The following is a 19,217-nucleotide window of genomic DNA, read 5'->3' as shown; positions in this document are numbered from 1 at the left end:
TGGACTCTCCTCGGGCGGGTGATGGTCAGCAGGCGGTGCTGCTCAACCGGCGGTGCCGGTGAGCTCGTCCAACGCGGACGAGATGAGCTCTCCGATCTCCTCCACGTCCGGGACGGCCTGGCGATCCGAGGTGAACCCGCAGTACACGGCCCCGGCATAGCTGCTCATCGACACGGCCAACGCCTGCCCCTCGAGCAGGGCCGGGACGGGGTAGACCTCGACGAGTTCGCCATCGCCCCAGAACACCTTGCGCTGGGGACCGGGCGCGTTCGTGACGACCAGGTCGTAGCTCTCCGACGGCAACATGATCGCCGCCCGGGAGGCCAGCGCGTGCAGGGTGGGCGGAGCGAACCCGGACAGCCGCGCCAGGGACTTGGCCCCCACGGCCTCACGCGGATGACGCTGGGTGGCCGTCTCGCGGGCGATCTGCGCCAGACGCATACGGGGATTGGGCTCCCCGACCGGCATGCCGATGAGCGCCGAGGCGATCTCCGCCGAGGTGGCCTCGCTCTGGTTCTCCGACCCGTCGGCCTCCGAGGTCACCGCCATCGGCACGATCGCCCTGAGCGTGTCCGAGGTGGACAGGGGGTGGCCGCACGACAGGATCCAGGACCGCAGTGCCCCGCAGAGCACGGCGAGCACGACGTCATTCACCTTGCAGGAGTGCTCGCGCGCGATCTCCCGCGCCTGCGCGAGAGGGAAGGACGCCAACCCCACCCGGCTCCCGCGGGGACGGGTGGTGCGGAACATCTCCGCCAGACCGCCTGCGGGACGGAGCACCGACAGATTCGCCGCGCCGACCAGTCCGCGGGTGGCCCGCTCCAGCGCGTGAGCCAGGCGGGCCGAGCGGCGCACCAGCTCCAGGGGGTCGGTCGCGATGGTCATGAGCGCGTCCAGGACGAGGACCCCGTCCCCGGGCGCCGGCACCGGGGTCCACGTGGCGACCTCGTCGACATCCGCGGAGGCCCGCTCGTCCGTCACGAGCACCTGGGCGAGATCCACGGCGTGGGGACCGCCCAGCAGCGCATGGTGCGTCTTGGTGAGGATCGCCAACCGTCCATCCGGAAGCCCCTCGATGAGGTACAGCTCCCACAGCGGGCGATCCGCCTCCAGTGGCCTGTCGACGAGCCGCGCCACGAGGTCGGCCAGCTGGCGCATCCCGCCGGGAGCGGGGAGCGCCGACCGCCGGACGTGGAAACTGAGGTCGAAGTCCGGGTCGTCCACCCACACGGCCCTGGCCAGGGAGAAGGGGATATGCCGGATCCGTTGACGGTACCGGGGCGCGTCGGCCAGGCGGGCGTCGACGAACTCCATGACGCGGTCGATGTCCCACGGTTCGTCCCTGGCGACCAGCGCCAACGAGCACGAGTGCCTGCTCCGGGAACGCGCGGCGTCACCGACGAGCAGATCCGCGTCCGCGGTGGCCAACCTGGTCGCCACGGTGTCAGACCACCTCGTCCAACCCGAGGAGTCCCCGGATCTCCACGGCCGCACGGTCGAACACCTGGTAGAACACGCCGATCATGCCGGTCCGCACGGCGCCGAGGACGTTCTCGATGGCGTCGTCGACCATCACGCACTCCCGCGGCTCGAGTTCGAGCCGGCGCGCCGCCTCCAGGAACGCCTCGGGCTCGGGCTTCTCCACCCCGGTCACACCGCTGAGCACCACGTGCTCGATCCCGAGATCGCGGGCGTCCTCCCGGACACGGTCCGCCCCCGGCCCCTCGGGTTCATTGCTCAGCACGGCGAGACGGACGTCATTCGCCCTCGCACCGGTCAGGATCGACCGCCAGTTCTCACGGTCCTCCTCCGTGCCGTCCAGCACCCCGAAGTAGTCGACTATCAGTCCACGCATGGGGACAGCCTAGGCAACACCCGGCCACGGTGCAGTAGGCGAGGTGGAACCGGGCGCCCGTTCCGGCGCGTCATGAGGGGTAGAGCACGCCAGACCACCCCGGGTCCGGCGCGGGAGGGAGCAGACCCCAGATGGCACCGACGCCCGTTTCACCACCCACGACGGTGCGGCCTCCCCGGTCGGCCGAAACAGATCGGGAGGCCGGACGCGTCCGGCCCCTACCCTCCACCGAACCCGCGCCGGGAGTGCCGGGGGCCGCGGGGCCGGCGGATCGGGAGTGCGTCGTCACCCCGCCCGCCAGGCCGGTGCCGGCTCCGGAACGCGGCGTGCCGGTCCCCGCGCGGCGGGCCGCACACGCCCTGGTCGTCATGGCTCTGGAAGTCGTGGATCGCAGGCGGGCCCCGCACCACACCAGGGGCGCGTTCCCACCCCATCTGGCGGAGATGCTGCGCACGCTCGCGCGTGACGGTGTGCCCGGACAGCACCTGGGACCGGCCAGGGTCCACCGGCTGCACATCCACGCCGCCGACCCCGGCAGGTCGGAGTCCGGCAGGTCGGAAGGCCGCACGGCCGACCCCGGACGAGCGCCGGACGCGGAGGCGGTCGATTACGAGGTCTGCGCCACGTACGCCCGCGGGCCGCGACTGTTCGCCGTCGCGGCCCGCATTCGGGTCACCCCCACCGGTGCCGGCTGCGTGGCCCTCAGGTTGGTCTGAACCATCCCGCGGGCCGCGCGGGGGTGCCGGGTCAGTCCCGGCGGCCCCTCGTGGCGGCCTTGGCCGCCCTCTCGCGGCGCTCTGCGCGCTGCTGCCGCTCCTGAGACCGCCGCTCCGCCCGGTTCGCGGAGGCACCCTCGTCGACCAGCTCCGGGTCGCCACTCTCCGACGGGCCGGAGAACTGCATCTGGTCCGCACTCACATCCCGGCCGGTACCGGCGGCCCGGAGGATCGGGTTGGCGCCGGCGAGTGCCGCCGCCTGCGACGCGGAGGGACCGGCCATCGCCTTCTGCTGCTGGTTGGCCTCGACCTTGACGTTGAAGAGGAACGCCACCGTCTCTTCACGGACGCCGTCCATCATCACCGAGAACATGTCGTAGCCCTCGCGCTGGTACTCGACGAGCGGGTCACGCTGGGCCATCGCGCGGAGGCCGATGCCCTCCTTGAGGTAGTCCATCTCGTAGAGGTGCTCGCGCCACTTCCGGTCGAGGACCTGCAGCATGACCGACCGCTCGAGCTGACGCATGGCACCCTCCCCGCCGATGCCCTCGATCTCTGCCTCACGCTCGTCGTAGCGGGCGAAGACGTCGTCGAGGACGGCGTCCTTGAGGTTCTTGGCGGACAGGTCGCCGGACGACCCGTATTCGTCGCCGTCGATGATGTCCTGCGCCGCGATCGTCACCGGGTAGAGCTGGTGGAGCGCGTCCCACAGCTTGTCCAGGTCCCAGTCCTCGACGTACCCCTCGGCGGTGGCACCGTCGACGTAGGCGCTGACGACCTGGTAGATCATCGACTCGACCTGGTCGGTGATGTCCTCGCCCTCGAGGATCCGCTTGCGCTCACGGTAGATCACCGTGCGCTGCTGGTTCATGACCTCGTCGTACTTGAGGACGTCCTTGCGGATCTCGAAGTTCTGCGACTCGACCTGCGTCTGCGCGTTCTTCACGGCCCGCGAGACCATGCCGGCCTCGATCGGCACGTCGTCGGGCAGGCTCAGACGATTCATGATCGCCTCGACGGCAGCACCGTTGAAGCGCCTCATGAGCTCGTCACCCAGCGAGAGGTAGAAGCGTGACTCGCCCGGGTCGCCCTGACGTCCCGAGCGCCCGCGCAGCTGGTTGTCGATGCGCCGCGAGTCGTGCCGCTCGGTGCCGAGCACGTACAGGCCACCGGCTTGGCGGACCCGCTCCGCCTCCTCCTTGGTGAGCGTGCGCATCCGCTCGATCTCGGTGTCCCAGGCCTGCTCGTACTCCTCCGGGGTGGTGACCGGGTCGAGACCGCGCTCGCGCAGGTTGAGGTCGGCGATGATGTCGGCGTTGCCGCCGAGGACGATGTCGGTGCCGCGGCCGGCCATGTTCGTGGCGACCGTGACCGCACCGGGCCGTCCGGCCTGCGCGATGATCTGCGCCTCCGAGGCGTGGAACTTGGCGTTGAGGACGTGGTGCTTGATGCCCTTGCGCGTGAGCAGCTTGGACAGGTGCTCACTGCGCTCGACCGAGGCGGTGCCCACGAGCACCGGCTGCTTCTTCTCGACCCGCTCGGCGATGTCCTCCACGACGGCGGCGAACTTCGCCTCCTCCGTCTTGTAGATGAGGTCCGCCTGGTCCTCGCGGGCCATCGGCCGGTTGGTCGGGATGGGCATGACCTCGAGCTTGTAGATCGAGTAGAGCTCGGCGGCCTCGGTCTCGGCCGTGCCCGTCATGCCAGCCAGCTTGTCGTACAGCCGGAAGTAGTTCTGCAGGGTGATGGTGGCCAGCGTCTGGTTCTCGGCCTTGATCTCGACCCGCTCCTTGGCCTCGATCGCCTGGTGCATGCCCTCGTTGTAGCGACGCCCGTCGAGGACGCGGCCGGTGAACTCGTCGACGATGATCACGTCGCCGTCGCGGACGATGTAGTCCTTGTCCTTGGTGAACAGCTCCTTGGCTTTGATGGAGTTGTTCAGGTAGCTCACCAGGGGCGAGTTCGCGGCCTCGTAGAGGTTGTCGATCCCCAGCTGGTCCTCGACGAACTCCACGCCCTGCTCGGTCACGCCGATGGTCCGCTTCTTGCGGTCGACCTCGTAGTGGGTCCCCTCCTCCAGCAGCGGCGCGATGCGTGCGAACTCGCCGTACCACTTGCTGGAACCGTCGGCGGGTCCCGAGATGATGAGCGGGGTCCGCGCCTCGTCGATGAGGATCGAGTCGACCTCGTCCACGATCGCGTAGTTGTGGCCGCGCTGGACCAGGTCGGCGGTGTCGTGCGCCATGTTGTCGCGCAGGTAGTCGAAGCCGAACTCGTTGTTGGTGCCGTAGGTGATGTCGGCGTGGTAGGCCTCGCGGCGCTGCGCCGGGGTCATCCCGCCGAGGATCGCTCCCACCGACAGGCCGAGGAAGCGGTGGACGCGACCCATCCATTCCGCGTCGCGCTTGGCCAGGTAGTCGTTGACGGTGACCACGTGCACGCCGTTACCGGCCAGCGCGTTGAGGTAGGCCGGCAACACACAGGTCAGGGTCTTGCCCTCGCCGGTCTTCATCTCGGCGACCGAGCCGGTGTGCAGCACGATGGCGCCGATGATCTGCACCTTGTAGGGCTTCTGACCGAGGACCCGGTGGGCCGCCTCGCGGGCCACCGCGAAGGCCTCCGGGAGGAGCTCGTCCAACGTCTCCCCGTCGGCGACGCGACGCCTGAACTCGTCGGTCTTTGCCCGCAGTTCGTCGTCGCTCAGCTTCTCCGTCTCGTCGGCGAGTGTGTCCACGTAGTCGGCGAGAGCGGTGTACTTCTTGAGCTTTCGCCCCTCGCCGGCACGGAGCAGCTTGGAAAGAATCGACACAGTCTCGAACGTCCTCGTGGTCGGGGAAGTGGTCGTGGATACGGCGACCTGCGTGGCGACACGCCGGCCCGTCCTCATCCTAGGTGCTGTGGGCCGTCGTGACACGCCGAGGGCGGTCCGGTCAGGGGGGACCGGACCGCCCTCGGGGGTTACGGGACGGGGCCGTCAGCCCTCGTCGCTCAGGGTGATGAGCCCGTAGTCGAACGCGTGCCGGCGGTAGACGACGGTGGCGCGTCCGGTCTCGGTATCCCGGAAGAGATAGAAGTCGTGGCCCACCAGCTCCATCTTCTCGAGTGCCTCGTCGACCGACATCGGGGTGCCGTCGTGCTCCTTCTTCCGCACGATCTGTCCCGGCATCTGCTCGTCGACCCCGTCGTTGTACTCGGCGCCGTCGACCCCGTCCAGCATCTCGGCCGGGGCGGCGTCGGCCGTCAGCTCGGCGGTCGCCTCGGCGACGGACTGGGGGCGCCGGTGGCCGGAGTGACTGATCTTGCGCCGCGTGCGGGCCTTGCGCATCTGACGCTCGAGCTTGGCGACCGCCGACTCGAGGGCCGCGTAGAAGGTGTCCTCGGCCGCCTCCGCGCGAGCGACGCCGGGCTTGCCCTTGAGGGTGATCTCGATGCGCTGGCTCACCTTGGACAGCCGCGGGTTGTTCTCGTGCAGCAGGATCACGTCGAACCGTTGGATGGCCGGCGAGATCTTCTCGATCTTCGCGAGCTTGGCGTTGATGCGGCTCGCGAAGTGTTCGGGGACCTCGACATTGCGGCCACGGATGGTGACCGGGGCCTCCGGCGTACCGGGGTCGTCCGTCGACGGACCGTCGAAGGTGGCGGGATCAAGCAGGACTGCGGGGGTCTTCGCCATCGAAGCTCCTCCTCATCGGGCCTGCGGCGGACCGCTGCGGCCGATCCGGTAACCGCCCGGAATCCCGGCCGAAGGGGCCACCCACATGGCTGAGTGGATACTCTGCAGACGCTGTCCACCGGAGCCGCCAGGCGGCGAACGTGCTGGTGAACGTGTCCAAAACCCACCCTACCCCCTCGCGTGGGCGCGGACCCGCGGACCGCGAAGGTCGCGTCGACCCCTCCCCCGCGGGGAGTCGTCCGCCGTCAGGCGGCGGTCACGGCGAGCACACCCGTGACGCGCAGCCCGCCCGCGTCCAGGACCGCGACGCACTGCGCGGCAGTGGCGCCCGTGGTGACCACGTCGTCGACGAGGAGCACGGTCGACGGTGTCCCCAACAGGGCGGGCACGGTCGCCGGCGCCCCCGGGGTCGCCCGCAACCCGGTGCCCACCGGGCGGCGGCGGATCCGCCCCGAGAGATTGTCCGCGCGGGCCTGCGCGCCGAGCCCGGCCGCGTCCCGCACCCGTCCCCGGACCTCGAGGAGCGGGGCCACCACCACCGGCCCGCCCGGCACCGAGCCGGCGAGCTCGGCGGCGAGGACGTCCACCACGCCGCGGACGTGGTCGAACCCCCGCCGCCGCCGGGCCCGCGCCGACGCGGGCGCGGGCACCAGCACGGTGGGGCGGTCGCCCGCCTCCGCGATCTCCCCGTCTGCCCGGAGCACGTCGACGGCCGCGGCCAGGGCCGCTCCGAGTGGCCGTGCCAGGTCGGCCCGCCCGCGGTCCTTGTAGGCCGACACCGCCCGGGCGGCCGGGCCGGCGTGCCGGGACAGCGCCCAGACCGGCACCCGCAGGTCGGCGCGGGTCCGCACTCCCAGCGGGGCGCCCGCGAGTGTGGCGGCGCAGTCCGGGCACCACCGGTGACGGGGGCGGCCGCATCCGGCGCATTCCACGGGTACGACCAGGTCGGCGAGAGCCGCGGTCCAGGTCTCCCCGCCGCGCCACCGGGCCGGCGCACCCTCGTCCCCGGCGGTCACCGGCTCAGCCCGCCACCACCGGGTCCGCGCGGATGGCGGCCAGTCCGGCGATCTCCCGCCAGTACCTGTCACCGGTGTCGGCACCGGTGTCGAGTCGCAGCAGGGACCGCCGGTCCACCACGTAGATCTCGCGCCCGGCCGCCGCGACCGCGGTCACCGGTCCCGAGATGTTTCGCTGGGACAACGGCTCGGCGATCGCCCCGTCCACGGAGACGGTCGCGACGGGGGCCTCGGTGGTGTCGCGACCCACGACGATCGTGGACCGGTCCCGCCACGCCACGGCGGTGACGGTCTCCCCGAGTGCGCGGCCGACCTGGCGGAACGTGCCCGGCAGCGGTTGTCCGGTCTCGGCGGACAACGCGCCGATGAACACCTTGCCGTCGACGACCACGGCCAGTTGGGTTCCGGACTGGTCGATACGCAGGCCGGTCACCCTCGCCCCGAGGGCGAGCAGCGGCCCGGCGTCCATCTCCTGGACGGCGGGGGCGTTCTCGCCCATCCCGATACGGAGCAGTCGCGCGTCGTCGACCAGCACCCAGGCCCGCCCGGTCACCGGGTGGAACGTCGGGCCGGCCACCGTCCCGGCGGTGAGGGCCTCGGCGGGCGCGCCGTCGATCGGCCCCACCAGGACACGGCGCGGTCCGATCTCCCCCTCCCCGGTCACCACGGCGAGGTTGCGTCCGTCGTGGGAGATCACCGCGTTGGTGCCGCCGCGCACCTCCGACCAGGGCCCCGAGGCCGGTCGTGCGCCGCCGGCCTCGAGCCGCACCAACCCGTCCGCGGCGGTGAGGGCGTATCGCATGGGCTCCGCCGGCGGGTAGGGGTCGAAGTCACGGACGTCCTCGGTGGTCCACCCGGTCGCGTATCGCTCGTCGAGGGGGGCGCCGTCCCGCTCGAGGCGGTAGGGGCCGGGGACGTCGGCGCGGGCGAGGGTCCACACGACCTGCGCGGCGAACTGGGTGGTGGCCTGGCTGCTGAGGACCGGCAATCGGGCGAAGTCGATGGTGGTGCCCGCGGCGTCGGCGCCGTCCTCGTCCTCGTCGGGGCGGACGGAGACGGAGGCGGGTACGCGGGACAGGACCGCGTCGGTGAGTCCGGGCCGGGGGCCGGTGGCGAGCAGATTGACGAGCGAGTACTCGAGATCGGTGCGGTCGGCGGCCGTCCAGCGCGGGTCCGGGACGAGCGCGTCACCGGATCCGGAGAGGAAGAACAGGTCCCGTTGCGCGTAGGTCGACAAGAACTCGGCCTTCTCGATCACCACCCCGGGCGGCAGTTCGTCGATGCGCCACTGGCCGTCGGTGCGGGTCAGGCCGATGGTGACCTCGAGTTGGCCGACGTCCTCGCGGAAGATGCCGCCGGGGTCAAGGGTGCCGACCTTCTCCGCACGCAGCGTGTACTCGGCGCGGTCGGCCGACCGGCCGCCCTCGGCGCTGAGGTCGGCGCGCAGCACGATGATGGTCTCCGCGAGGTCGTCCCAGTTCTCGGCGGCGTCCGGGGTGAGGAACTGACGGGCGGCGGCGTGCCGCTGATCGGCGATCGCCGCGGCCTTGAGGAAGTCGCGGACCAGGAGGTCCGGTTCCTGGTCCGGTACCGGCGTGGGGACCGACAGTTCGCTGCCCTCCGGCGAGAAGGTGTCGATGACCTGGGGGGACGACGACGAGGGCAGCGTGGCGCACCCGGTCGCCGCCAGCCCGGTCGCGCAGGCCAGCGCCACCGACACGAGCAGGGACCGGGGCCGGGGCCGGGTCATGGCCGGCTCTCCCCTGCCCCGGTGACCCGCTCGAGGGGGGTCGGCGAGCCGGTACGCACGAGCCTGGCCTCGTCCTCGGGGGTGAGGGGCAGCGGGCTGGAGGTGAGGGTGCCGCCGCGGCGCCGCGGGATGGTCAAACGGAAGCAGGACCCCTCCCCCGGGCTGCCCCAGCAGTCCAGCCGGCCCCCGTGGAGCTTGGCGTCCTCGAGGGCGATCGCCAGGCCGAGCCCGGTGCCGCCGGAACGTCGCACCCGTGAGGGGTCGGCGCGCCAGAAGCGGTTGAACACCCGGGTCTCCTCCCCGGGTTTGAGCCCCACCCCGTGGTCGCGGACCGAGACGGCGAGGGCGGCGTCCGAACACCGCAGGGTGACCTTCACCGGCTTGGACTCACTGTGGTCGAGCGCGTTCGCCACGAGGTTGCGCAGGATCCGCTCGACGCGCCGCGAGTCGACCTCGGCCATGACCGGCTCGTCGGGCATGTCGACCTCGACCTCCACCCCGGCGGCCTCGGCGATGTGAGCCACGGTGCCGACCGAGTCCGCGACGGAGGTGCGCACGTCCATCTCGGCCGTCGCGAGCTCGGCCATGCCGGCGTCGTGACGGGAGACCTCGAGCAGGTCGGTGAGCAGGCTCTCGAACCGGTCGAGTTCGGATTCGAGCAGCTCCACCGCGCGTTTGGCGGGGGCGTCCAGGTCGGCGGCGGAGTCGGAGATGATGTCCGCCGCCATCCGGACGGTGGTCAGCGGTGTGCGTAGCTCGTGGGAGACATCTGAGGTGAACCGCTTCTGCAGGTCACCGAACTCCTCGAGCTGGGTGATCTGGTCCGACAGGCTCTGCGCCATGTCGTTGAACGCCATGGCCAGGCGCGCGACGTCGTCCTCGCCGCGGATGACCATCCGTTCCTTGAGGTGGCCGTTGGCGAAGCGCTGGGCGATGGAGGCCGCCTGCCGCACGGGCAGGACGACCTGCCGGGCCACTATCCACGCGATCGCCGCGGACAGGACGATGATCGCCAGGCCCGCCGTGGCGACGATCCCCCGCATGATCCCGAGGGTCTGTTCCTCCGCGGTGAGCGGGTAGACGAGGTACAGCTCGAGTCCGGGGATGGAGGAGTCCGTCGGCGTGCCGAGCATGAGCGCCTTGACCTGCTCGCCACGGAAGTCGACGGTGACGTACTGGGAGGCGATCCTGCCCCGCTGGACCAGGGACTGCAGCTCCGGTGGCACCTGCGCCCCGGAGGGGCTGACCACCTGGCCGCGGCCGGTCTGGTCCGGCACCACGAGGATCGGGTCGAAGGTGCCGGCGTGGACGGAGTCCCCGTCGGAGGCGAGCCCGCGGTCGCTGATGGCGCTCCGCGCCTGGTCGATCCGGGACTGCTCGCTCGTGCCCTCGTCGGTGGCGGCGATCTGCGCCTGCACCGTGAGGCGGAGCCTGCTGGCCTGCTCGATGGCCGCATCGAGTTTGGTCGACAGCAGCTGGGCGGCCATCTGGCTCTGCAACATGAACGCGATCGTGAGGATCACGCCCATCGACAGCGCCAGCGTGGAGGTGACGACCCGCAGCTGCAGCGACCGCCGCCACAGCCGCGCGATCCGACCGCCGATGGCGGCCGGGTCGAGTTCGGACAGTCGCTCCCGGAAGGTCGGTGACGAGTCGGTCACGTCCCGGGTGTCGGGCTCGTCCCCGGTGGACGCCACCGCGTCGTCGGGACGAGCGGTGGTCACGAGACCGGACCGGCCTTGTAGCCGACGCCGCGCACGGTGAGGACGACCTCCGGGTTCTCGGGGTCCTTCTCGATCTTCGCCCGCAGGCGCTGGACGTGGACGTTGACCAGCCGGGTGTCGGCCGAGTGGCGGTAGCCCCACACGTGTTCGAGCAGGACCTCACGCGTGAACACCTGGCGGGGCTTGCGGGCCAGTTCCACCAGGAGGTCGAACTCGAGCGGGGTGAGCGGGATCGGCGTGCCCTCGCGGGTGACCGTGTGCGCGGGGACGTCGATCGTCACGTCGCCGATGTGCAGGACCTCGCTGGGCTCGTCCTCGCCGCGACGCAGGCGGGCCCGGATGCGGGCCACCAGCTCTTTCGGCTTGAAGGGCTTCATGATGTAGTCGTCCGCGCCGGACTCCAGGCCGAGCACCACGTCGACGGTGTCCGTCTTGGCCGTGAGCATGACGATCGGCACCCGGGACTCGGCGCGGATCTCGCGGCACACGTCGATCCCGCTCTTGCCCGGCAGCATGAGGTCCAGCAGAACCAGGTCGGGCTGCACCGCGCGGAACGTCTCGATGGCCCGGACTCCGTCGCCGACGATCTCGGTCTCGAACCCCTCGCCCCGCAGGACGATGGTGAGCATCTCTGCCAGTGCGGCGTCGTCGTCGACGACGAGGATCTTCGGGGTCATGGTCACCACTTGTGTCGGCGTGTCGTGTAGGCGTCGTCAGGCTCACCACCCGTGGGCACGCACCGCGGGTCGTGTTCCTGCCCTCTCAGACCTTACCCGGCCGACCCGACGGACCGGGGTGCGGCGCGGCGGCCGGAGGGGGGACGACGACGAGGTCGGCCAACTCCCGCACGTGGGGGTCCGCCCCGATCACGCGCCAGGTCGAACGCCACTCTGCGGCGGCGAGCCGACGGTAGACCCGCCCGGTCGCCGCCTGCAGCTCCGTGTCGCGTTCGTAGCGGTCGCGGACGCGCGCCGGATCGGCGGCCTCCCGGGAGCCCGCGCGCCGTGCCGCCAGCTCCACCGGGGTGTCGAGCAGGATCTGCAGGTCGGGGACGGGCAGCCCGAGCCGGTCGAACTCGAGGGTGCCGATCCACTCGACCACCTCGGACTCGCGGTCCGGACCGAGCCGGGCGGCGGTGTACGCGGCGTTGGAGGCCACGTACCGGTCGAGCAGCACCACGTCGTGGGTGGACCCCAGCTGCGCGAGCTCGCCCAGCGCGGCGTGCCGGTCCATCGCGAACAGCAGTGCCATCGCGTGGGGCGAGTCCGCGGTGCCGGCCTGGCCACCGTGCAGTGCGTCGGCGGCCAGGTCGGCGTGCAGGGTGCCGTACCGGGGGAAGGCCAGGCGGCCGACCGAGAGACCGCGGGAGGCGAGCTCGGCGACGAGCGCCGTCGTCAGCGTGTTCTTCCCCGCGCCGTCGAGACCCTCGACGACCACCAGCCGTGCGACCATCCCCGGCGTCGCTCAGTAGCGGTAGTGGTCGGGCTTGAAGGGGCCCTCGACGTCCACGCCGATGTACTCGGCCTGGTCCTTGGCCAGCGTGGTCAGGGAGCCTCCGAGCGCCTCCACGTGCAGGCGGGCGACCTTCTCGTCGAGGATCTTGGGCAGCAGGTGCACCCCGATCGGGTACTGGTCGGCCTTGGTGAACAGCTCGATCTGCGCGATCACCTGGTCGGAGAAGCTGTTCGACATCACGAACGACGGGTGCCCTGTGGCGTTGCCCAGGTTGAGCAGGCGCCCCTCCGAGAGCACGATGATCGAGCGGCCGTCGTCGTCGAAGACGAACTCGTCGACCTGCGGCTTGATGTTGATGCGGGTGACGCCCTCCGCGGACTCGAGCCCGGCCATGTCGATCTCGTTGTCGAAGTGGCCGATGTTGCCCAGGATGGCCTTGTTCTTCATCCGCGTCATGTGCTCGAAGGTGATGATGTCCTTGTTGCCCGTGGCCGTGATGACGATGTCGGCATCGGCGATCGCCTGGTCCACGGTGACCACGTCGAACCCGTCCATCATCGCCTGCAGCGCGTTGATCGGGTCGATCTCGGTGACCTGCACACGCGCACCCTGACCGGCCAGCGCCTCCGCGCAGCCCTTACCCACGTCGCCGTAACCGCACACCAGCGCCTTCTTGCCGCCGATGAGGGCATCGGTGCCGCGGTTGATGCCGTCCAGCAGCGAGTGACGGGTGCCGTACTTGTTGTCGAACTTGCTCTTGGTGACCGCGTCGTTGACGTTCATCGCCGGGAACGGCAGCACGCCCTCGTTGTGGAAGTGGTACAGGCGGTGGACGCCGGTGGTGGTCTCCTCGGTCACGCCCTGGACCGACTCGGCGATCGCCGTGTACTTGCCCGGGTTGGCCGGAACGGACTCACGCAGCAGCGCGTGGAAGACCTTCTCCTCCGCGGACCAGGCCGAGTCGTCCGAGGGCACGGCGCCGGCCTGCTCGAACTCCTTGCCCTTGATCACGAGCATCGTGGCGTCGCCACCGTCGTCGAGGATCATGTTCGGCTCGGTCTCCGGCCAGGTCATGATCTGCTCGGTGCACCACCAGTACTCGGTGAGGGTCTCGCCCTTCCACGCGAACACCGGCACGCCCCGCGGAGCCTCCGGGGTCCCCTCCGGGCCCACCACGACCGCCGCGGCCGCCTCGTCCTGCGTGGAGAAGATGTTGCACGAGGCCCACCGGACCTCCGCACCCAGCGCGGTCAGCGTCTCGATCAGCACCGCGGTCTGCACCGTCATGTGGATCGACCCCGCGATCCGGGCGCCGGCCAGCGGCTGCTCGGCCGCGTACTCCTCGCGCAGCGCCATCAGACCCGGCATCTCGTGCTCGGCCAGACGGATCTGCTTGCGGCCCGCCTCCGCCAGCGACAGATCCGCCACCTTGAACTCGACACCGTTGACGGACTGAACCTGCAGATCAGCGGACATGTTCCTCGACCAGCTCCTCGTTGACTCGCGAAAGACTTCCGCCCCACACTAGCGGGACGGCCCGCCGGGTTGTCGGCCCCGTCACCCGCCGGCGACGCGGGTCCGGAACACGGTGGCCCCGGCGGTACTGCGCAGACACACCCGGGAGGTCGAGGCCGGTACCCACACGGCCCGCCCGGGCGCGAGGGCCTCGCTCGTCCCGTCGGAGTCGACGACCGCCTCGCCGGAGGTGCACAGCAGCACCTCGGGGCCCTCCGGTCGCCAGGCGGCCGGGTCGCCGTCGGCCGGCACGTCGATGCGCGACAACGCGAAATCGGGTTCGGGCGTGGGGTAGTCGACCTCGCCGGGGATGTCGCGGTCGGCCTCGACCGCCCGGACGGTGGGGTCTGCGAGCGGGCTGAACTCGAGCACCCGCATCAGTTCGGGGACGTCGACGTGCTTGGGGGTCAGGCCGCCGCGCAGGACGTTGTCCGAGTTGGCCATGACCTCCACACCGACGCCCCGTAGGTAGGCGTGGAGTTGCCCGGGCCCCAGGTAGACGGCCTCGCCCGGCTGGAGGACGACCCGGTTGAGCAGCAGCGCACCCAGGACCCCCGGATCGGTCGGGTACCGCTCGGCGAGTTCGGTGATCGTCGCGGCCACCGGGGACCACGGCCCCTCGACCCCGTGGTCGGTGAGGTAGGACACCGCACAGGTCACCAGGTCGGGCACGACGCCGGCCAGTACGACGTGCGGCATCGTGACGAAGGTGGTGAAGACCGCGCGCAGACCCTCGGCGTCGGGCTGCCCGGCGAGCATGTCCCGGTAGGGCTTCAGGGACGCGACGCCCAGCGCGTCGAGCAGTGCCACCGTGCGCTCCACCGGGCGGAAGCCCACGAGGGCGTGGAACTCGGTGAGCGCGACGAGGATCTCGGGCTTGTGGTTGACGTCGCGGTAGTTGCGGTCCGGCGCGTCGACGGCGATCCCGCGCGCGTCCTCCGTCGCGAAACCCTCACGCGCCTTCTCCGGGGACGGATGGGCCTGGAGCGACAGTGCCTGTTCGGCGGAGAGCAGCTTGACCAGGAACGGCAGTCCCCCGCCGTGCTCGGCCAGCACCCGCGGGCCCAGCTCGCGCTCGGGGTCGGCGGCGATCCGTGCGTCGAGACCACGACCGTCCGAGCACCGCGAGGAGCCGCAGTCGTGCGCGCCGAACCAGTGCTCGGCGACGGGGTGGGGCGCCGGCGAGGTGGTCCCGCACAGCTCGGGAAGCGCGGTCCGGGAGCCCCAGGCGTAGGCCTGGACCACCGGTTCGAGTGCGACCACGGACCTACAGACCTCCGACGAGGAGGTAGGCGGCGGCCAGTTCCGTGCGGGCCATGAGCGCTGCCACCTTTCCGCTCAACGGGGCCGGGGCGTCGCCGGCCGTGTCCCGACCGCGATCGGTGATCCACTCGACATCCGCGAGCGGGCCCGCGGCCAGCCGGACGATCTCCTCGTCCGCGCCCAACACCATACCGACGTACCTGACGGGCAGATCGTCGCGTGGTCCGTCCAGCTCCTCGTCGTGGAACAGGCTCGCCAGCGGATCCGTCGGGGGACGCCCCTGGGCCCGTTCGGCGTGCGCACGCACCGCGTCGGGGACCGAGGACGCGGCCGTGACCCTGCCGGCGTCGCAGAACGCGGCGACCGCGCGGTCACAGTAGGCCGCGGACACCGGGTCCGAGTGGATCCACACGAGCGGGTCACGGCCCGCCACCGATGTCGCGAGCAGCTTCGCCGGGTTGACCGGCGTGGCCAGTTCGGGGCCGAGCCCCTCGAGTTCGATGTCGACGGCGTCGGCGGCGGCGGCCACGTCCAGGCCCTGGGCGCCCAGCGCGGCGAGCACGGCCATCCCGGCCGCCAGGTGCCGCAGCACACCACGGTGGGGCGGCACGTACGGGAGTGGTTCGAGCCACGTGGCGCGGCCGCGGCCGGACTCGGCGACCGGGCCCTCCCGGGGTACGTCCACGATGACGGTCGCGCCGCGGCCGGCGGCGGAGTCGATCGCGGTCACCAGTCGAGGGTCGCCGGCGTCGTCGCCGGAGACGAGGACCACGTCGAGAGCGCCGACCCACGCGGGCAGGGTGCGCGCGAGCACCAGCGGGGGGACGGCGGGGCCGCCGCCGATCTCCGCCAGTGCGGCCACCACGCCGGCCGCGTGGCGTGCGCGGTCGGACCGTCCGGACACCCAGACCACCGCGCGCGGACGAAACCGGTCGAGGGCGTCGAGCGCCCCACCGTCCACCGCGGTGGCCACGGTGCGCAGCTGGGCTCCCGCCATCGACGCGTGGAGCAGGGCCCCCGTGGCGTCGGCCGCGCGCAGCGACTCGGAGTCGTCGAGATCGACCCGTCCCGCCCCGGTGTCGCTGGTCAGGTCAGGCACGGACGATCGCGAGGACCTCGTCGACCACCGCGGCGACGCCCTCCCTGGTCGGCGCCTCGGCGTTGAGGCGCAGCAGCGGCTCGGTGTTCGAGGCGCGGAGGTTGAACCACGACCCGTCACCGAGGTCCACGGTCACACCGTCGAGCCGGTCGATGGACTCGGCCCGGTCTGAGAACGCCGCGAGGACCGCCTCCATGCGCTCGGTCTGCGCCTCGGCGGAATCCAGCGTGGAGTTGATCTCCCCGGAGGCGGCGTACCGGGTGTACTCGGCCATGAGCGCCGACAGGGTCCCGTCCTGCCCGCCCAGCGCCGCCAGGACGTGCATCGCGGCGAGCATGCCCGAGTCGGCGCCCCAGAAATCGCGGAAGTAGTAGTGCGCCGAGTGCTCCCCTCCGAAGACGGCACCGGTGTCGGCCATCTGCGCCTTGATGAAGCTGTGCCCGACCCGGGTACGGACGGCGACGCCGCCCTTCTCCTCGACGAGCTCCGGGACGGCCCGGGACGTGATGAGGTTGTAGATGATCGAGGCGCCCGGGTCCTTGGCCAGCTCACGCTCGGCGACGAGGGCGGTGATGGCCGACGGCGCGACCGGCTCGCCGCGCTCGTCCACCACGAAGCACCGGTCGGCGTCGCCGTCGAACGCCAGGCCGATGTCGGCCCCGCTCTCCCTGACGAGGGCCTGCAGATCGACGATGTTGGCCGGCTCCAGCGGGTTCGCCTCGTGGTTGGGGAAGTTGCCGTCGAGCTCGAAGTACAGCGGCACGATCTCGAGCGGCAGACCGCCCAGGACGGCCGGCACGGTGTGGCCACCCATCCCGTTGCCGGCGTCCACCGCCACCGTGAGCGGGCGGATGCCCGACAGGTCGACCAGTCCGCGCAGATACTCGCCGTAGCCGTCCAGGACGTCCCGCTCGGTGGCGGTGCCGGCCTCGCCGTCGTGGGCGGGGACCCCCTCGATGACCTCGTCCGCGATGGTCCGCAGGCCGGACTCCTGCCCGACCGGCTTGGCGCCGGGGCGACACAGTTTGATGCCGTTGTAGGCGGCGGGGTTGTGGCTGGCGGTGAACATGGCACCGGGGCAGTCGAGTGAACCGGAGGCGAAGTAGAGCTGGTCGGTCGAGGCCAGGCCGATGGTCACCACGTCCAGTCCCTGGGCGGTCACCCCGTCGGCGAAGGCGGCGGACAGGCCCGGAGACGAGTCCCGCATGTCGTGGCCGATCACCACGGTGCCGGCACCCTCCGAACGCATGAGGCGGGCGAACGACGCCCCGACCTCGCGGACGAAATCCTCATCGATCTGTTCGCCGACGACACCACGGACGTCGTACGCCTTGATGACTGCTCGGACGGACTCGGCGCTACGTGCCACGTGTTGCTCCAGGGGTGTGAGACGGGTCGGTCGGTGTTCTGCCTGACCCTACCCGCGCCGTACTGGCGGCGGACCGACCTCGTGGCCCGCGGCTCAGCGGGGGGCGGGGCCCGGCTCCGGTCGGCCGTCACCGGACCCGCCGGCCCCGGCGTCGGGCGCGGTGGCCATGTCCGGCACGACCCGCAGGTGGGGACGTCCGGTCGCGCCGGGGGAACCGGTGGCGGGGCCGGACCCTTCCTCCGTGCGGCTCCGTGCGTCGTCGAGGACCGGCCCGGGATCGGAGACCCCGAGACGGCGCAGGCGATCGGCGTCGACCAGGGCGGCGCCGGTCCTGCGTCCGCCGACCGGGCCGCCGGTGACCGCGTCGAGCAACGCCGTGAGGTCCGAGTCCTCGGCCGAGGTGTCGATGTCCGGGTGGCGCACCAGGTCCCAGCCCCGGGGGGCGGTGATGCGCAGTGCGTGGGCCGCGCAGAGATCCCAGGCGTGCGGCTCGCGGACCGCGGGCAGCGGACCGATGACGGCCGTGGAGTCCGCATAGACGTAGGTGAGCGTGGCAACCGCGCGGTTGGGACATCCCGGACGGCAGCAACGACGGTTCTCACTCACGAGGCCCCAGGGTAGTCCCGCACCCGGGGCGGAGGGGCCGCGACCCGCCCACGCCGGTTCGACGCACCCGCCACGAGCGGGGTTATCCTCGCGCCATGACCCCCACCGCCCCGGTACCCGGCCGACCGCCCACCGGCACCGCGATCCCCGGTGCCGGCCAGAGCGACGTGTGCGCCGGCAGCCGGATCTCGGTCCGAGATTTCCCCGGGGACCCGGGGCGTCGCGGCCCGCGTGTGGTCACCTCCCGGCGGGCGGACCGACGCGGGCACGGCCCCCGCGGCCCGATCCTGCCCCCGGAGGTGCCGAGGTGGCGCAGCCGGTCGGCCGAGTTCGACGCCGCCGCGCTCGAGGCGTTCGCGGAGATCGACCAGCACTGGCACTCCCGACTGGTGCATCTGGACCTCGCGGTCGACATGGTGCCCCGCATGCGACTGCGTCCCGGCGAGACGTGGCCCGAGGAGGTCGTGGCCGACGGCGACGTCCCGCTCGCCCGCCTGGTGCCAGCGGGCGTCGACCGCTCGGGGCAGCCGACCCGGGCGCGGCTGGTGTTGTTCCGCAAGCCCCTGTCCCGGCGCGCGCCGGACAGCGATGACCTGCGGGACCTCATCTACTCCGTGCTGGTCGAACTGGTCTCCCAGCACTTGGAACTCTCCCCCGACGAGGTCGAGGCCGGCCCCGACGAGAACTGACCGCCCGGTACGGGGCGGTCAGGGGTGGGAGGTGGCGCCGGAAGACGGGGCCGGGTGACGGGCTGGGATGACCCGCACGCGGCTCACATGACGGCGTCGCGCTTGATGCGCCGCCGCTCACGCTCGGACAGCCCGCCCCAGATGCCGAAGCGCTCGTCATTGGCCAGCGCGTACTCGAGGCACTCGGCCTTGACCTCGCAGCCGGTGCAGATCTTCTTGGCCTCGCGGGTCGACCCGCCCTTCTCCGGGAAGAACGCCTCGGGATCGGTCTGCGCGCACAGAGCCCGTTCCTGCCAGCTCTCCTGCTCGTCCTCGACGAACAGGCCGGAGACACCGAGGTCGACCAGGGCCAGCTCGGGTCCCGCGACGGTGCGTGACTGTCGATCCACGGTCATCCCTTCGTGTTGCATGTTCGTGCGCGATGGTCCGCGTCGGAGTGCCCGTCGCCGACACGGCCGAGGGAGCCCTGCCGGATCGCGGATTGTCT

At 71.7% G+C, this 19,217-nt stretch carries 17 protein-coding genes; 2 read left to right on the top strand and 15 right to left on the bottom strand.

The annotated features are described in order from the left end of the window. Nucleotides 1–42: 42 nt before the first annotated feature. On the bottom strand, nucleotides 43–1,440 hold the full coding sequence (locus J1M64_RS14675; protein WP_119191969.1) for a wax ester/triacylglycerol synthase family O-acyltransferase: 1,398 nt from the start codon (nucleotides 1,438–1,440) through the stop codon (nucleotides 43–45). A 4-nt stretch (nucleotides 1,441–1,444) separates the two neighbouring features. After that, complete coding sequence (locus J1M64_RS14670) at nucleotides 1,445–1,855, bottom strand: HAD family hydrolase (protein WP_067712297.1); 411 nt, start codon at nucleotides 1,853–1,855, stop codon at nucleotides 1,445–1,447. 368 nt (nucleotides 1,856–2,223) lie between these two features. Here J1M64_RS14670 and J1M64_RS14665 point away from each other — a divergent pair, with 368 nt between their 5' ends. Further along, nucleotides 2,224–2,571 carry a hypothetical protein gene (locus tag J1M64_RS14665; RefSeq protein ID WP_241261573.1) on the top strand — a complete coding sequence of 116 codons (348 nt, stop codon included), beginning with the start codon at nucleotides 2,224–2,226 and terminating at the stop codon, nucleotides 2,569–2,571. A gap of 31 nt (nucleotides 2,572–2,602) precedes the next feature. Here J1M64_RS14665 and secA read toward each other — a convergent pair whose 3' ends face one another. From secA to J1M64_RS14605, 12 genes are all read right to left on the bottom strand, one after another. Beyond that, nucleotides 2,603–5,380, bottom strand: coding sequence for a preprotein translocase subunit SecA (secA, locus tag J1M64_RS14660; protein WP_067712293.1), 2,778 nt, complete (start codon nucleotides 5,378–5,380; stop codon nucleotides 2,603–2,605). 165 nt (nucleotides 5,381–5,545) lie between these two features. Next, a complete protein-coding gene (gene hpf, locus J1M64_RS14655; protein WP_120286161.1) occupies nucleotides 5,546–6,244 on the bottom strand; it encodes a ribosome hibernation-promoting factor, HPF/YfiA family in 699 nt (232 codons plus the stop codon). Between the two features lie 245 nt (nucleotides 6,245–6,489). Continuing rightward, nucleotides 6,490–7,260, bottom strand: coding sequence for a ComF family protein (locus tag J1M64_RS14650; protein WP_067712287.1), 771 nt, complete (start codon nucleotides 7,258–7,260; stop codon nucleotides 6,490–6,492). A 4-nt stretch (nucleotides 7,261–7,264) separates the two neighbouring features. Continuing rightward, a complete protein-coding gene (locus J1M64_RS14645) occupies nucleotides 7,265–9,010 on the bottom strand; it encodes an LpqB family beta-propeller domain-containing protein (RefSeq protein ID WP_067712285.1) in 1,746 nt (581 codons plus the stop codon). Then, nucleotides 9,007–10,734: an MtrAB system histidine kinase MtrB gene (mtrB, locus tag J1M64_RS14640; RefSeq protein WP_206474573.1), complete on the bottom strand. Its 1,728-nt coding sequence runs from the start codon at nucleotides 10,732–10,734 to the stop codon at nucleotides 9,007–9,009. Before mtrB ends, J1M64_RS14645 begins: the two co-directional genes overlap by 4 nt. Further along, nucleotides 10,731–11,411, bottom strand: coding sequence for an MtrAB system response regulator MtrA (mtrA, locus tag J1M64_RS14635; RefSeq protein ID WP_069388702.1), 681 nt, complete (start codon nucleotides 11,409–11,411; stop codon nucleotides 10,731–10,733). The genes mtrB and mtrA overlap by 4 nt, the downstream gene beginning before the upstream one ends. Nucleotides 11,412–11,496: 85 nt before the next feature. Further along, a complete protein-coding gene (locus J1M64_RS14630; RefSeq protein WP_206474571.1) occupies nucleotides 11,497–12,186 on the bottom strand; it encodes a dTMP kinase in 690 nt (229 codons plus the stop codon). Nucleotides 12,187–12,198: 12 nt separating this feature from the next. Continuing rightward, a complete protein-coding gene (ahcY, locus tag J1M64_RS14625) occupies nucleotides 12,199–13,665 on the bottom strand; it encodes an adenosylhomocysteinase (protein WP_206474569.1) in 1,467 nt (488 codons plus the stop codon). Between the two features lie 81 nt (nucleotides 13,666–13,746). Beyond that, complete coding sequence (gene manA, locus J1M64_RS14620; RefSeq protein ID WP_206474567.1) at nucleotides 13,747–14,967, bottom strand: mannose-6-phosphate isomerase, class I; 1,221 nt, start codon at nucleotides 14,965–14,967, stop codon at nucleotides 13,747–13,749. Nucleotides 14,968–14,971: 4 nt separating this feature from the next. Beyond that, nucleotides 14,972–16,066, bottom strand: coding sequence for a hypothetical protein (locus J1M64_RS14615; RefSeq protein WP_206474565.1), 1,095 nt, complete (start codon nucleotides 16,064–16,066; stop codon nucleotides 14,972–14,974). Further along, nucleotides 16,059–17,435, bottom strand: coding sequence for a phosphomannomutase/phosphoglucomutase (locus tag J1M64_RS14610; RefSeq protein WP_206474563.1), 1,377 nt, complete (start codon nucleotides 17,433–17,435; stop codon nucleotides 16,059–16,061). Before J1M64_RS14610 ends, J1M64_RS14615 begins: the two co-directional genes overlap by 8 nt. Before the next feature lie 93 nt (nucleotides 17,436–17,528). Beyond that, nucleotides 17,529–18,041 (bottom strand): DUF3499 domain-containing protein, encoded by a 513-nt coding sequence (locus J1M64_RS14605; RefSeq protein ID WP_206474561.1) that lies wholly within the window; start codon nucleotides 18,039–18,041, stop codon nucleotides 17,529–17,531. Between the two features lie 167 nt (nucleotides 18,042–18,208). On the opposite strand from J1M64_RS14605, the gene J1M64_RS14600 reads away from it, so the two are divergent. Then, nucleotides 18,209–18,730 carry a metallopeptidase family protein gene (locus tag J1M64_RS14600; protein ID WP_307872458.1) on the top strand — a complete coding sequence of 174 codons (522 nt, stop codon included), beginning with the start codon at nucleotides 18,209–18,211 and terminating at the stop codon, nucleotides 18,728–18,730. An 83-nt stretch (nucleotides 18,731–18,813) separates the two neighbouring features. Here the strand turns inward: J1M64_RS14600 and J1M64_RS14595 are convergent, their stop codons facing one another. Further along, nucleotides 18,814–19,125 (bottom strand): WhiB family transcriptional regulator, encoded by a 312-nt coding sequence (locus J1M64_RS14595; protein ID WP_067712264.1) that lies wholly within the window; start codon nucleotides 19,123–19,125, stop codon nucleotides 18,814–18,816. Between the last annotated feature and the right edge of the window lie 92 nt (nucleotides 19,126–19,217).

Source organism: Dietzia sp. KRD202 (assembly GCF_017168155.1).
Classification (GTDB): Bacteria; Actinomycetota; Actinomycetes; order Mycobacteriales; family Mycobacteriaceae; genus Dietzia; species Dietzia kunjamensis.
The sequence above is the reverse complement of the archived record's forward strand: the minus strand, read 5'-3'. Positions and strand labels throughout refer to the sequence as shown.